The organism is Pectinatus sottacetonis, from assembly GCF_015732155.1.
Taxonomy (GTDB): Bacteria; Bacillota; Negativicutes; order Selenomonadales; family Selenomonadaceae; genus Pectinatus; species Pectinatus sottacetonis.
Genome location: NZ_WIQK01000001.1, coordinates 2,275,396 through 2,291,239, shown reverse-complemented (window position 1 = coordinate 2,291,239; position 15,844 = coordinate 2,275,396). Strand labels below are relative to the sequence as shown.

Below are 15,844 nucleotides of genomic sequence, written 5' to 3'. Positions count from 1 at the left end.
TAAAGTTTATTTATAAGCTGAATTGTTTTATAATTAATTTTATGACTTTATTTTATATAGTAAATTCAATCATATTATAAAAAATAAGGAAACAGCAAGGATATTATAAATAAAATCACGAATAATTAATATATATTTTGTTTAGGAGAATTATGCAATGTTAATAGAAATAAAAGGATTATTATCTACTATTGGAGTTCTTGATATAATTGACATAATAATTGTCGCAATTATTTTATACAAATTATATGAAATGCTTAACAATACCCGTGCTATAACATTAGTCAAGGGAATTATAGTATTACTAATATTAACAATGGTCAGTGACTGGCTTGGTCTGCATGTCATCTATTGGCTGCTCCAGAAAACTGTAACACTATTGTTTGTTGCTCTCCCAATTGTCTTTCAACCAGAACTGCGCCGTGCTCTTGAACATATAGGACAGGGACGTTTATTTGTTCGTTCGACACTGCTTGATGTCCAGGAAGCTCGTGGGCTAGTTAGTGAAATTGATTCTGCCATAATGCGTATGTCGCAAAAAAAAATTGGGGCGCTGCTTGTAATTGAACGAGAAATGGGACTTGATGATATATCATCAAACGGTATCTTTATCGATGGCATAGTTTCATCAGAATTATTAATGAACATTTTCATTCCCAATACTCCTCTCCATGATGGTGCCACAATAATTCGCGGCAAAAGAATAATTGCTTCTGCATGTCTTCTTCCACTTACTGATGATAGGACTTTAAGTACAGAATTAGGAACACGCCATCGCGCTGCCATTGGTCTTTCCGAGCAATGTGATGCTGTTATAGTAGTAGTAAGTGAGGAAACAGGAACCATATCTGTTGCTGAACATGGAAGGATTTACCGTCATCTTGACTCTGATCAGCTTAAACAATATTTAATACCATTGTTTTCACAAAAATCATCCGTTTTCAGAGATTTTATCAAAAACTGGAGGAACGGTAAAAAATGATAAAATTGTTTAAACATAATCTAATCTTAAAATGTATTTCTTTATTTCTCGCCTTGGGATTATGGCTTTATGTTATGAATGAGCAAAACCCTTCTATAACAAGTTCTATAACCATTGATCTCAGCGTTATAAATGCTCCCGGCGATTACCAGATACTGCACAATAACGATAAAATTAATTTAAAGGTAAAAGCTCCACGCTCGTTATTTGCCTCTATTAATAGTTCTGATTTCAAAGCATACGTAGACCTAAAAAATGCCAAAGAAGGCACCGAGGCATTACCTGTTCACATACAAATACCAAAAGGATTTGAACTTTTATCTTCAACCCCTTTAAAAGTCAGCTTCACCTTAAACAAAATAATAGAAAAAAGTATCCCTGTGGATTTGATATTATCAGGACAACCCGCAAATGGTATGGTTGTTGCAAAAGTCAAGCAATCTGCGGACACTATAGTCGTAAAAGGTCCACGGCCCGAAATAAACAACATTCGGCGTGCAGTAGGTTATATAGGTCTTGACAACAACAAAGAAGACTTCAAAGTAATCGTTCCCCTACGTGCTATCAACAGCAATAATAAGGAAGTGTCTGATGTTACATTGCTCACCCCCACAGTCAATGCTGACATTTCCCTGGCTCGTGGACTTACTCGTAAAGTAGTTACTATCAAACCTATTGCCGGCTCAGATCTACCTGATCGTTATGTATTGGATGCTCTTAAAGCCTATCCTGATAAAGTGGAAATAACCGGTGATCCCAAAGTCATCAGTACAGTTAATTTTCTTGATACAGAAAGTATCTCTTTAAAAGACATTAGTTCTTCCCAGAAAAAAGCTGTAAAAATTGCTATCCCCGAGGGAATTACAGTTTCCAATGACACAGTTACTGTTGATATAAAAATTTCCCCTAAAAAAACTGACAAAAATTGAGGTGCCTGCTAACTTGATCCGCATAAAAAATTTAAATGTCCCTTTTAATACCAAAATGTCTTTAAAAGAACTGTCTGGTAAGACCTTGAATTTATCACCCGATCTGATAGAATGTGTAACTATTATCCGTAAAGCAATTGATGCCCGTCGTTACAAAAATGCACCTATATATAATGTATATACGCTTGATATCAAAATTAAAAATAATATTTCGGAAAAAAAAATCTTAAAAAAACTTCCCAAAGATAAAAATCGGGAAATTATTTCCACCCGTCCCATTAAACATTTACCGGCAGATATTTCAGCCAGGACCGCTGTTTCCCCTGTACCTGTAGTCGTTGGTTTTGGCCCTGCCGGCATGTTTTGTGCCCTTACACTTTGCCGTTATGGTTATAAACCCATCATATTAGAACGCGGTCGTGAGATAACATCTCGTTGTAAAGACATTAAAACGTTTTGGCAGTCGGGAACCTTAAATACATCATCTAATGTTCAATTCGGTGAAGGAGGTGCCGGTGCTTTTTCCGATGGAAAATTAACTACCAGAATCCACGATCCAAAAATGCAGCAGATTCTCACTGATTTTGTTGCAGCCGGTGCTCCAGCAGAAATAAAATATCTGCACAAACCCCATATAGGTACTGACATACTTCATATAGTTGTAAAAAACATACGTGATAAAATACTTTCCCTTGGTGGGAAAATATTTTTTTCTCACCAATTGACAGATCTAACAGTCAGTAATGGTAATTTACAAAAAATTACCATTACTGATAAGGAAGTGTTGCCTTGCAACACATTATTTTTAGGTATTGGGCATAGTGCCAGAGATACCTATGAAATGTTGTTTAGACATAAAGTTGCAATGCAAGCAAAACCATTTGCCATTGGAGTGCGCATTGAACACCCTCAGGCATTTATAGATAATGCTCAATATGGACCTGACGCAGGGAATACTCTATTGCCGGTCGCTGATTATAACCTGACATTTCAGGACAAAAACCGAGGATTATCTTGTTATTCATTTTGTATGTGTCCGGGAGGAAAAGTAATTGCTGCCGCTTCAGAAAAAAATAGCATAACTACAAATGGCATGAGCTATTACTCGCGCAATTCAGGCATTGCTAATAGTGCCTTATTATCACCAATAGGCCCTCAAGAATTTGGCAATAATATTTTAGATGGCATTAAATTTCAGCGACATTATGAAAATTTAGCCTTCAAATTAGCCGGTAAAAATTATTTTGCTCCGGCACAGACTGTAGGAGATTTTCTTAATCATACGCATGGTCATGATAATTTTTTAACTGAGCCTACTTATAAACCAGGTGTGACACTACTTGACCTGCATAACTGTCTGCCGCAAAATATCGCGTTATCATTAGAAGCGGCCTTAATAAATTTTGATAAAAAGCTTCCCGGATTTGCTGCTAAAAACGCTGTAATGACCGGCCTTGAAATGAGATCTTCTGCACCATGCCGTATTCTGCGCGAAAAAGATACTTCTATGTCTTCAAATACATTTGGTTTATATCCTATAGGTGAGGGAGCCGGTTACGCCGGTGGTATAATGAGTGCTGCCATTGATGGAATGAACGCGGCCTTAAGCTACATTCGCAAAAACCAAACTATTTAATAAAACTATTTTTGAGGAGAGATTTCTTTAATGACTAGACTTTTTGGAACTGATGGTGTACGTGGTGAGGCAAATAAAGAACTGAGTACAGAACTCGCCTATAAACTAGGCCGAGCTGCTGCCTTATACTTTGGTAAAAATAATACTAATAACTGCAAAATATTAATTGGGCGAGATACAAGAATTTCTGGTGCCATGTTTGAAGCTGCATTGGCAGCAGGGATCTGTTCTGCCGGTGGTAATGTAATTATAACTGGCATCATCCCCACGCCAGCAATTGCTTATTTAACTAAAAAACATAATGGAAATGCCGGTATAGTCATTTCCGCCTCACATAATCCCTTTCATGATAATGGTATTAAATTCTTCGGTGGTGATGGCTATAAATTAGCCGATAAAGTAGAGGATGACCTAACAGAAATAGTTAATAAAATTACTGAAAACGACACCTATCCCCGTGCTGCTGGCAAAGAAATTGGCACCATAGAATACCGTCATGACTTAGTACATGAGTACATTGATTATGTATTATCAACCTGTACCACTAAACTCACAGGATTAAAGATCGTTTTAGACTGTGCTAATGGGGCTGCTTATGAGGCTATGCCAGCTGTATTACGTGAATTAGGAGCTAACCTAATCGTTTTAAATGATAGCCCTGATGGTATTAATATCAATGATAATTGTGGTTCTACCCATTTATCAGGTTTACAAAAAGAAGTTCTCATGCACAAAGCAGATATTGGCATCGCCCACGATGGTGATGCTGACCGTTGTTTGTGTGTTGATGAAAAAGGTCGTATCATTGATGGTGACCATATAATTGCCGCCTGCGCTTTAGCTATGAAAAAGCAAGGCACATTAAAAAAAGATACAGTAGTATCAACCGTAATGGCTAATATCGGCTTTCATAAAATATTAAAAGAAAATGGCTGTAAAGTAGAAGTAACAGCTGTTGGTGACAGATATGTTTTGGAAAACATGCTGCAGAATGATTACAATTTAGGCGGCGAGCAATCCGGTCATGTTATTTTCAGCGATTTTGCCACAACAGGAGATGGGCTTATTACTGCTCTGCAGGTACTATCCTATATGATAAATAATAAACTCAAGGCATCTACTATAGTTGATGCAATGATCAGTTATCCCCAACTGCTTATCAATGTCAAAGTACAGACAAAAGACGGTTGGCAGAATAACAAATCCATAAAGGCAGCTATAAAAGAAGGCGAACATGATCTTGGCAATGACGGACGCATCCTTGTTCGTCCTTCCGGCACGGAACCGTTAATACGTATAATGGCTGAAGGTCCTGACCAGTCACAACTAGAAACAATTTGTAAGGCAATAGGCAAAATCATCAAACAGGCACAGGGATAAAATGTAAATATTTTATTAAAAATCCCCATTATAGAAACTAATCTATAATGGGGATTTTTATCAACAAAATTGATACTTTACGCAACATAATAATCAGTTGCGACTTCTTGCTGGCTCTACGTTTATTTTATAACCTTTTAAAGTATTTCTATGCATTACTGATATAACACGTTCCGCTACACTATGAGGAACTTCGACAAAAGTAAATTTATCATATATATTTATAACTCCAATGATATTACCCGGAATATCAGCCTCAGTAGCTATAAAACGGACAATATCTTCCGGACGGATTTTCTGCTGCCTGCCTATGTTGATAAAAAGTCTTACCATACCAGGCGCTCCACCGCTGTTATTAAACTTTTCTTCTAAATTATCATCATCTGATTTATCTTTATTTTTTAAGCCTTCCACGGATAATTTTACTGCTGCTGCTGCAATATCAAGCGACTCATAATTATCTGCCACTAAATCAGAAACTATCATATGATAATCCGCATAATTATTAGCCTGCAAAATTTTAACAAGTTTTTCCTTAATAGACTCTTTCTGTAATTCTAATACATCTGCTGATGTTGGCAGTTGCCCGCGTATCATGCGATGCTTAATAAGTTTTTCAATAAGGCGAAGCTGACGATATTCACGTGGTTCAATAAAAGTTATTGCTATACCGCTTCTCCCCGCACGGCCAGTTCTTCCAATACGGTGAACATATGATTCATGATCCTGTGGTATATCAAAATTAATAACATGTGTTATATCATCTATATCTATTCCTCGTGCTGCCACATCAGTAGCTATGAGGATATCCAATTTACCATCACGGAATTTTTTCATTACCCGCTGTCGTTGAGCCTGATTCATATCGCCATGTAACCCACCTGCCATATAACCTCTTGCATCGAGTGAGGCAATTAAATCATCAACACCCTTTTTTGTACGACAAAAAATAATAAATTTACCCGTTCCCTCAACATCTAAAACACGGCATAATCCATCAAATTTATCACGTGTTTCATAATAAATCTGATCAATAAGCGGAACAGTTAAATGTTCCCGGCTTATCAAAACTTTTTTAGGATTTTTCATATACCCCTGTGCTAATTTTTCAATAGGAGCAGGCATAGTTGCCGAAAATAACAATGTTTGCCTGTTTTCCTTAGGTATATGAGACATAATTGATTTTATATCATCAACAAATCCCATATCAAGCATTTCATCTGCTTCATCCAAAACAAGAGTTTGAATATGATCTAGTTTTATTGTTTTTCTTTTAATATGATCTAGTAAACGTCCCGGTGTACCTACTATAATTTTTATCCCATTTTTAAGTGCCCTGATCTGACGTTCAATCATCTGACCACCATATATTGGCAGTGTTTTTATCTTTTTATATTTACCGATTTTATTTAATTCTTCCGCTACCTGAATAGCAAGTTCTCTTGTGGGCGCAATTACAAGTGCCTGTATATACTTGTTGCCTTCATCTATCTTTTCTATAGTTGGAATACCGAAAGCAGCTGTTTTACCCGTGCCTGTCTGTGCTTGTCCTAAAACGTCCCTGCCTTCCATTACTAATGGAATGGTCTGACTTTGAATAGGAGATGGTTCTTCAAATCCCATATCCCTTAATGCATTAGCAACTTTCTTGCTTAATTCAAGATTGCCAAATGCCTGCATTTCATTTTTCAAATATAAATCCTCCTGCTTTATTTACATAAAATTAATATTCATATTATTTTACATGGTAATTCTATCTGTTAGATATAATCGTACCATATTTAATGCTTTTTGGGTAGAACGATATTTAATTTCATTTCTCTTACCTGAAAACAAATTTTTAGTAACATATGTTCCTTTTTTCCCCGATACAGCAATATATACAAGCCCCACTGGTTTAGCTACACTTCCTCCATTAGGACCGGCGATCCCTGTGATACTGACACCTATATCTGTATTTAAGCTTTTAGCAACACCGTCAGCCATAAACTTTGCTGTTTCTAGGCTCACAGCACCTTTATCAGCCAAAATAGTTTCTGGCACATGCAACTGTTTCATTTTAACCTCATTGGAATAAGAAATTATGCTGCCTTTAACATACTGTGAACTTCCCACAATATCAGTAAGTCTGCTCGTCAAAAGACCTCCTGTACAAGATTCTGCACATGATATTGTTAAATTTTCCTTCTTCAATAAATGACCTACTACATCTTCCATAGGTTCATCATCTTTAGCATAAATATACTTGCCAACACGAGAATATATCTCTTTTTCCAAAGGTATTATTAACTTTTCAGTTTCGGAAAAATCATTTCCCTTAGCAGTAATTCTTATAATTACTCCACTGTTACGAACCAAAAGAGCCAGCGTCGGATTTTTCTGCCTTAGTATAAGATCACTTATTTTAGTTTCTAACAGAGATTCTCCAATATCAAAAGTATTTAACACCCTCGAATGAATTACATGTTTAAAACCTACTTTTTTTTGTAAAAACGGTTTCAGTTCATTTTCAAACATTTCTTTCATTTCCCGTGGTGGTCCAGGAAGATTTATAAGCAGTTTACCATTATATTCCTGCACTATTCCCGGCGCTATTCCATTATGATTCAAAAGAACATGAGCCCCTTCCGGAACAAGTACCTGACGTAAATTATTAGGCGTCATTTTTATGTTTCGTGCAGCAAAATGTTCATCCATATGAATATGGCTTTCTTTATGGTCAACCATTTCATGTCCGGTAATTTCGGCACTGACATATTTTGTTATATCACCCTGAGTAGGCCCCAATCCTCCAGTCGTAATCACAATATCAACTCTGGCTAAAGCATTTTCTATAACTTCTTTCATGCGGTCATGATTATCCCCCACAGTAGTCTGATATATAACGTCAAAACCAACATCATTTAATTTTGACGCCATATAGGCGCTGTTAGTATTAACGATTTGTCCCAGCAAAAGTTCACTGCCTGTAGTAATCAGCTCCACGCGCACTTTATTCACCTTTTCCCTTCAATTTTTCACCAACTAGATCATATGCAAACCCTTGCTGTATCCTTACTTTTACAATATCACCCGGTTTACTGTCCTTATCATTTTCTACATATATTTGTCCGTCCACGTCCGGTGCTTCGCGATAGCTTCTGCCATAAGCAACATCTGACTGATCCGTATCACGCCCTTCAATAAGGACATCCATTACCTTATCTTCCAATTCTTTATTTATTTCTTCTGATATCTTACTTTGAACACTCATAAGATCATGATAACGTTCCTGCATTATATTTTCCGGTATCTGATTAGGCATATCAAAAGCAGGTGTATTTTCCTCTTTAGAAAAAGTGAAAACCCCCACTTTATCAAATCTATATTTTTCAACAAAACTTCGCAGCGTATGATATTGCGAATCAGTTTCTCCCGGAAACCCTACAATAAATGTTGTACGTAATGATACTCCTGGAATACGATCCCTTATCTTGCCTATTACATCTTCTATATATTCTGTTGTATCACTGCGGCGCATACTTTTTAAAACAGCATTATGGGCATGCTGCAAGGGAATATCCGCATACTTGCAGATCTTTTCTTCCGAAGCCATAACATCTATCAGTTCATCATTAAAAGAATGCGGATATGTATATTGCACCCTGAGCCATGATAAATCTTTTATTTTAACAAGTTCACGCAGTAATTTAGCCAGACTAGCTTTTCCATATAAATCAGAACCATAGTTAGTAGTATCTTGCGCTACCAGATTCACTTCTTTTACACCATCTTTTACTAAATGGGCTACTTCTTCCTTTATATCCTCGATACTGCGGCTGCGATAGTTTCCTCTTACAAGCGGTATTGAACAAAATGCACAACGATGATTACAGCCTTCTGCTATCTTGACATATGTGCTGAACGAGGGTGTAGTTATAATACGCGGCGTATCCTGATGATATATATTTTCTGATTTTCCCGTAATAACTATTCTTTTACCAGATAATGTAGTATTAACAGCCTCAATTATCCTATCCCATGCTCCTGTTCCCACAACAGCATCGGCTTCCGGTATTTCATCAAGCAGTGTCTGTCCATAGCGTTGCCCCAGACACCCGGCTATGATCAAAGAACGACAGTTACCCTTATTCTTATATTCTGCCATATCTAAAATAGTCGTAACCGATTCTTCTCTTGCCGATTCAATGAAACTACAGGTATTCACTATTAATATATCTGCATCGGCTGGCTCAGCTGTGATCTCTATCTTATTTTCTGCTAAAATTCCCAGCATTACCTCTGTATCAACACGATTTTTAGAACATCCCAAGCTTACAAATCCTGCTTTCAGCATTTAGTTCCTCCAAAATAAAATGTACTAAAGTAAGTTAATATTTACACATTGCACTACGCGCATTACTGCAAACGTATAGTTTTTACCCATCTATCAAGTAATAAAGCTTTCTGCTCATCATCTAAAGACTGTTTATCACTAAACAAGGTAAGATTTTTTACCGCAAATGTTTTATAAGTCAACGTTGAATAATTTGTTGGTATGAAAAAAAAGCCATTTTTCTGCAGGCAGATCTGCACATCATCACCTAAAAGCCATTTTAAAAAACGCTTTGCCTCTGTCCTATTAGGTGCATTTCTCAACAAAGCTGCACCGGTAAGCTGTCTGTATGTACCATCCTCTGGATAAACTATTATCAGTGGATAATCGTTATTCAAATATTTTATTGCCTCACTCTGCACTGCAATAGATATATCTACTTCACCCATGCCTGCCATCCGTACCGGTGTGGACAAATATTTCGCATACTGAACTATATGTGGATGTAATTCACGTAAAATAAAAAAAGCTTTATCCTCACCATAATGATCAATAAGCGCATAAAACAAATTTGCTGATGTATCAGATGCCAAAAAATCAGTTATTCCTATACGGACATTTTTGCTTGCTGCCAGCTCCTGCCATGTCCGCGGAATATCAGATGTTCCTTGTAGAAAATCTCTATTTGCACAAAAAATAATGGGATCATACCATATACCCGTCCACAAATTATTTTTATCCTTAAATTCACCAGCTATTATGTCTTCCTGTTCTGAAGAAACAGCTGACAATATATTTTCCGGAACTGCTTGTTTTAAAACGTTTTCACTTGCCAGTATTATATCTGCCTGACCATTCAAAGGTTTTGCTTTGCTTTTAATTTTATCTATTAATGCTTTTCTTGACAATAAAACAAAATTTACCTTTACCCTGTTAAATTTCTCGTAATCAGCGGCAATAGCTGCTGCTATTGGTGCAGGTAATGTAGAATAAACTGTTATTTTACTTCTCGGTATAGTAGTAATCTGTTGATTGTTATTAGTTGCAGTATGATAAACCCAATAAGTATTTATCGATACCAAAATCAATAAAATACTGCATACAATAAAAATCAGCGGTACATAGCGCCGCATAAACAGCCTCCTTAGACCACATACAAACAATTATTGAATTCTGACGAAACTTACTTCATATTAAAGTATAACATCTTATAAAAAATAAGCAACCATTGCGAAAGCAACGATTGCTTTTTCCCGTTTACTATTTTTTCCTCATCCAAATGGGAATATCCGGAATGTCTCTATCCAGTTTAAAATCATCAATTTTATGTGTAACTGTATTTACATCCATTTTTTTACCGTTCATTTCTACTGTGACCGTACTATCATCAAATCCAGTTGCAATAACTGTAACCCGCACTTTATCTTCCATATTCTCGTCTATTGCTGCACCAAAGATAATATTGGCATCTTCATGTGCAGCTTCCGAAATTATCGCAGAAGCTTCATTTACTTGAAATAAGCTCAAATTAGACCCACCAGTTATATTAAGCAGTACTCCTCTTGCGCCTTGAATGGATGTTTCTAACAAAGGACTGTTTACCGCTGCACGTGCTGCATCGACTGCCGCATTCTCACCTGATGAATCCCCAATTCCCATTAAAGCTGAACCAGCATTGTTCATTACTGATTTCACATCAGCAAAATCAAGATTTATCAATCCCGGAATAGCAATTAAATCAGATATTCCTTGTACACCCTGACGCAATACATCATCGGCTATACGAAAAGCATCCATCATTGAAGTTTTTTTATCTACAACATCAAGCAGACGATCATTAGGAATAGTAATCAATGTATCAACATTAGTTTTTAAATTGACTATCCCTGCCTCGGCCTGTTTAAAACGCTTGCGTCCTTCAAATGTAAAAGGTTTAGTAACAACCCCAACTGTTAAAGCCCCTATTTCTCTAGCACATTCAGCAACTATAGGTGCTGCACCTGTTCCCGTGCCACCACCCATACCAGCTGTTACAAAAATCATATCAGCCCCGCGAAGTGCTCCTAATAACTCTTCACGACTTTCTTCTGCAGCTTTTTCACCAATTTCCGGCTTTGCCCCTGCACCCAATCCTCGTGTCAGTTTTTCTCCTATTTGAATACGGTTTTGTGCTTTGGCATTTAATAAAGCTTGTGCATCGGTATTAACCGCTATAAAATCAACACCCTTAAGTCCTGATTCAATCATGCGGTTCACGGCGTTATTACCACCGCCGCCAACGCCAATTACTTTTATCTTGGCGAATTGATCAACATCCATATCTAATTCAAACACTAGAAGCAACCTCCATATATTCCATATAAACTGCCGCTGTCGACATGTAAATAGTCAAGTTTAATATGTATATTATATAACATAAAAAGTAAATAATCCATCTTAATTTACATTATTATAGTATTATTTTTTTATCAACCAGTGGCGCAAATACGATAAATTTTTAAAAATTCTCAAACCAAAAGCCAGTAATGCCACATAATATAAATCTATTGACAAATTATCACCAACATAAACTAATAACACTGCCAGTAATGCATTTGCAAAAAAGCCTGATAAAAAATTCACATTATCAAAAGTTCTGAGTGAAATAGCTTTCAGTCCGCCAAACACGGCATCAAATCCCGCTAATAATGCCACAGAAAACAACTTACTGTATTCAACTGGTATAGTTATATTACAAAAGTACCCAACAAGTGCACCTGCAACTAGACTTATAATAGCAAAAATCATTTATCTTCGCCCTTCTTCACTGCCACAGCATATTTAAAACTACTAATTCTATTATACGCAGGTATTGTTATATACCCCTTCTTTTCCACATTGATTTTAATGCCCCATACTCCGAGAGTTTCAATAACACCGCCACGCATTTTAAGAGCATTTTCCATAGTTTCAGCATCACCTATCGCTTTTATTTCAAAAGGCGGAGCTGACCGTTCGTTATTAACAGAAATCGTTGGCCCAGCGCATCTTATTTCTGTAGTGGCAACCATTCTCTGTCCATTTATAGAAATAGCTTCTGCACCCGCCGCACGCAGTTCATTAACTATTCGCAGCATATCTTCATCATGGACTACATATAAATTTACATTTTCATCTGCAAGGGCTTTTTTATCGCTGTCCACAACTGTAACAACAACTCCTGGTCCTTTTACAGCAGAGGCTCCTGATTCAATAATTTCTGCTTTAGATAATGCAGGAGCAGCTGTTATTGCATGATCCTTAATTTGTTCTTTTAAAGCATCTCTTTCCCTTTCAGTTTCCAGCAATCGTTGTGACAGATCACTCATACGCTGATACTGTGTTGAATACTTCAAACTATTCTGCGTAGAATGAAATTGTACTGCCAGCATAAAGCCTAAAATAAAACACGCCAATATGATTGATATTTTACAATGCTTAAATGATAACATGCTATTCTCCTCAGTTTAGGATTTAAACTTAAATACAGGTGCTGCATAACTAAAATCAACATACTTAATTGGTCTTTTTATTCCCTTCAAATCCCGTAAAAAAGTCATTGTCCTAGCAGCTTTTTGTACAGGTGCAGACAAATCTCCCAGCCTTATCTGTACTCCTGTATTAGTATAGGCAACAATTTGCTTATCCATTGACAAATTAATCTCCGATATTTGTACTCTGGCAGTATCATCCATAGCCGCAAGATACGATACTGCCCTTAGTATATTTGTGTCGTTTATTTTATCACCAATGTATACATCATGCAAGATTGGTCCTGTTATCATTGGATATTTCATTGTCTTTAAGTTTTTATATGCATCAAGAATTACCCCGTCTGCACTTATATCAACGTAACCAAAGTCACAATGTAAAATTGCCCAAGGCTGTCGTTCTTCTATCTTGATCAAAAGCGTATTGGGAAAGATCCTTCTTACAGCAGCTTTTTTTATTCGCAAATCTTGTTCCAGACGATTCTGTAACAAATCAGTATGAATATTAAAAATGTTAAGTGGTTCTCCTATACCTGCTATATTGCATATCTGATCCTTATTTAAAAAAGAATTTCCCTCTACTACTATATTGCTAACAGCTAATAGAGGTGATTTTATAAAAAATATCAACCCTGATAGTAATAAAATAAGTAAAACACCCTTAATAACATATCGTCTAGAAATTCTTTTTCTCATTATCATATACAGACATCAGCCTGTCCCCCTCAACGCGGCAATAAACATAACGGTTATTCTTCAATCATATCCAACATCATTTCACATAGATCAGCAAATTTAATACCCATATGCTTTGCCGTATCTGGAACTAATGAAGTCCTTGTCAATCCTGGTACCGTATTTATTTCCAGCACATATGGTATATTATCCTCACTGAGCATAATATCAACTCTTGCTACCCCACTACATTCCGTAACATTACAAGCGTCTATCGATATTTCTTTTACTTTTTCGGCTATTTCTTTTGCCAATGGTGCAGGAATAACATGTTCAGAACATCCAGCCGTATATTTATTATGATAATCATATACACCATTATTAGTTTTTATTTCTATAATAGGCATAACTTTTTTTTCTTTATTCCCATAAACAGCTACAGTAAGTTCACGGCCATTTATAAATTCCTCAATAATTATTTCCCGACTGTATTTAAATGCTTCATTTATTCCTTTTTCGAGTTCATTATCGTTTTTTACAATTACCACACCTATGCTTGAACCCTGGTCAACTGACTTCACTACCAGCGGAAAATCAAATTCTGCCATGACCTGTTCTTTAATATCAAGATCAGTCAAATCATCTTTTTTAAAAAACAACGTTTTCGGGGTACTGATTCCCGCTGCCAGAAAAAGTCTTTTGCTAACAGCCTTATTCATCGTTACTGCACTTGCCAATACATTTGATCCTGTGCATGGCATATTGATCATCTGCATAACTGCGTAGAGAATACCATCTTCTCCATATTTACCATGTACAGCATTGAACACAGCATCACAGCCGCTGTTTTTCACATCATTTACTATTGTCTGCGGGTTCAGTTCCAAAGGAACCACTTCATGGCCTATACTTCTCAAGGCATCTATTACTTCCTTTGCCGTTTGTCGTGATATTACTGCCTCTGAAGACGGGCCGCCCATAACGACGGCAATTTTATTATATTTCATCTTATCCTCCATATTTATATCATTTCAGCAATCTGTTCACCGCAAAGGAAAATATTTCCTGCCCCCATTGTTATAATAAGATCTCCCGGTTTCATTATTCCTTTTACATAAGCTGCAATTTTATTCATATCTTCTATATATATGGCCTTTTGACCATTTTTTTCCACTTCAGACAAAATTGTCCTGCCGCTGATACCAGGCAATGGTTTTTCGCCTGCCGGATATATATCAGTACAAATCAAAATATCTGCCTTTTTAAAACAATTGCCAAATTCCCTTGCCAAAAGCTTTGTCCGGCTATAACGATGCGGCTGAAAAATACATATGAGTCTTTTAGGCATTGTCTGTTTTGCTGCTTCTAACGTTGTCCTTATTTCAGTAGGATGATGCCCATAATCATCAACGATCCAATAATTTTCATTTTTCTTTTTCGTCTGAAAACGCCGTTTTGCCCCATGAAATAACATAAAGCCAGCTGCTATCTTTGCAAAAGATACTCCCAAAAATCGGCATACAGCAATCGCAGCCAGCGCATCTAAAATATTATGCCGCCCCGGTATATTAAGTTCAATGTGTCCAATATTATCATTTTTATAAATAACATCAAATGCTGTCCTATGTTTTGACATATTTATATTAACAGCTCTATAATCAGCATCATTATCTATAGCATAGGAAATATAATTTTTTTTGGTACAATTAGCTATTGTGCGAACATTTTCATGGTCAAGACACAAAACAGCTGTGCCTCCTTCTGTAACCTGACCTACAAACTGGTCAAATGCCTTTATAATATTTTCCATAGTACCATAATGATCCATATGATCATCTTCAATATTCGTAACTACAGCTATATACGGAAAAAATTTTAAAAAAGACCCATCGCTTTCATCCGCTTCAGCAATTACATATTCACTTTTACCCAAACGAGCATTTCCGTGGAAATAATCTACTACCCCACCAATCAAAACCGTGGGATCAATCCCTGCATTATCCAAAACCACACTAAGCATAGACGATGTCGTTGTTTTTCCATGTGAGCCAGCAACAGCAATCCCCTTTGCTGAATTCAATAATGCCGCCAGTATATCAGAACGATGACATACTTTTATATTTTGTCTAATAGCTGCTGCGACTTCTGGATTATCCCGGGAAATTGCTGAAGAAATGACTACTATATCACTATCCCTTATATTTTCCTCAGCATGATTTTTATATATTTTTATACCTTTTTGAGCTAAATTTGTCACAATATCACTTGAATTTAAGTCCGAGCCTGATACTTTATAACCTTTTTCCCATAATACATCAGCAATAGCACTCATACCAACTCCACCTATGCCGACAAAATGAACTTTTTTAATATTTTCCAGCAAAAAAATTTCCTCCTGCCACAAATTAAAATAATTAC

General features: G+C 36.5%; 14 protein-coding genes. 4 read left to right on the top strand and 10 right to left on the bottom strand.

From position 1 onward, the window contains the following. Window positions 1–157 precede the first annotated feature (157 nt). From cdaA to glmM, 4 genes are read left to right on the top strand one after another with little or no spacing between them, the layout of a single operon-like run. A complete protein-coding gene (cdaA, locus tag I6760_RS10735; protein ID WP_196594419.1) occupies window positions 158–982 on the top strand; it encodes a diadenylate cyclase CdaA in 825 nt (274 codons plus the stop codon). Continuing rightward, the gene (locus I6760_RS10730; protein ID WP_196594418.1) at window positions 979–1,911 is read left to right on the top strand and encodes a CdaR family protein; all 933 of its coding nucleotides are present in this window, start codon (window positions 979–981) and stop codon (window positions 1,909–1,911) included. The genes cdaA and I6760_RS10730 overlap by 4 nt, the downstream gene beginning before the upstream one ends. Before the next feature lie 13 nt (window positions 1,912–1,924). Further along, window positions 1,925–3,547: an NAD(P)/FAD-dependent oxidoreductase gene (locus I6760_RS10725; protein ID WP_196594417.1), complete on the top strand. Its 1,623-nt coding sequence runs from the start codon at window positions 1,925–1,927 to the stop codon at window positions 3,545–3,547. A gap of 30 nt (window positions 3,548–3,577) precedes the next feature. After that, window positions 3,578–4,927 carry a phosphoglucosamine mutase gene (gene glmM, locus I6760_RS10720; protein ID WP_196594416.1) on the top strand — a complete coding sequence of 450 codons (1,350 nt, stop codon included), beginning with the start codon at window positions 3,578–3,580 and terminating at the stop codon, window positions 4,925–4,927. Window positions 4,928–5,020: 93 nt separating this feature from the next. Here the strand turns inward: glmM and I6760_RS10715 are convergent, their stop codons facing one another. From I6760_RS10715 to murC, 10 genes are all read right to left on the bottom strand, one after another. After that, entirely contained in the window at window positions 5,021–6,607 is a 1,587-nt protein-coding gene (locus I6760_RS10715; protein ID WP_196594863.1) for a DEAD/DEAH box helicase, read from the bottom strand. Between the two features lie 60 nt (window positions 6,608–6,667). After that, on the bottom strand, window positions 6,668–7,927 hold the full coding sequence (locus tag I6760_RS10710; protein ID WP_330997966.1) for a competence/damage-inducible protein A: 1,260 nt from the start codon (window positions 7,925–7,927) through the stop codon (window positions 6,668–6,670). Continuing rightward, entirely contained in the window at window positions 7,920–9,260 is a 1,341-nt protein-coding gene (gene rimO / locus I6760_RS10705; RefSeq protein WP_196594861.1) for a 30S ribosomal protein S12 methylthiotransferase RimO, read from the bottom strand. Before rimO ends, I6760_RS10710 begins: the two co-directional genes overlap by 8 nt. Window positions 9,261–9,325: 65 nt before the next feature. Beyond that, window positions 9,326–10,375, bottom strand: coding sequence for an ABC transporter substrate-binding protein (locus I6760_RS10700; RefSeq protein ID WP_196594415.1), 1,050 nt, complete (start codon window positions 10,373–10,375; stop codon window positions 9,326–9,328). 127 nt (window positions 10,376–10,502) lie between these two features. Continuing rightward, entirely contained in the window at window positions 10,503–11,576 is a 1,074-nt protein-coding gene (gene ftsZ / locus I6760_RS10695) for a cell division protein FtsZ (RefSeq protein WP_196594414.1), read from the bottom strand. Between the two features lie 123 nt (window positions 11,577–11,699). Then, on the bottom strand, window positions 11,700–12,029 hold the full coding sequence (locus I6760_RS10690) for a small basic family protein (protein WP_196594413.1): 330 nt from the start codon (window positions 12,027–12,029) through the stop codon (window positions 11,700–11,702). Further along, window positions 12,026–12,712, bottom strand: coding sequence for a DUF881 domain-containing protein (locus I6760_RS10685; RefSeq protein WP_196594412.1), 687 nt, complete (start codon window positions 12,710–12,712; stop codon window positions 12,026–12,028). The genes I6760_RS10690 and I6760_RS10685 overlap by 4 nt, the downstream gene beginning before the upstream one ends. Before the next feature lie 15 nt (window positions 12,713–12,727). Continuing rightward, window positions 12,728–13,447, bottom strand: a complete 720-nt coding sequence (locus I6760_RS10680) for a cell division protein FtsQ/DivIB (RefSeq protein WP_196594411.1) — start codon at window positions 13,445–13,447, stop codon at window positions 12,728–12,730. A gap of 53 nt (window positions 13,448–13,500) precedes the next feature. Continuing rightward, entirely contained in the window at window positions 13,501–14,433 is a 933-nt protein-coding gene (locus tag I6760_RS10675) for a D-alanine--D-alanine ligase family protein (RefSeq protein ID WP_196594410.1), read from the bottom strand. 14 nt (window positions 14,434–14,447) lie between these two features. Continuing rightward, window positions 14,448–15,809, bottom strand: a complete 1,362-nt coding sequence (murC, locus tag I6760_RS10670) for a UDP-N-acetylmuramate--L-alanine ligase (protein WP_196594409.1) — start codon at window positions 15,807–15,809, stop codon at window positions 14,448–14,450. Between the last annotated feature and the right edge of the window lie 35 nt (window positions 15,810–15,844).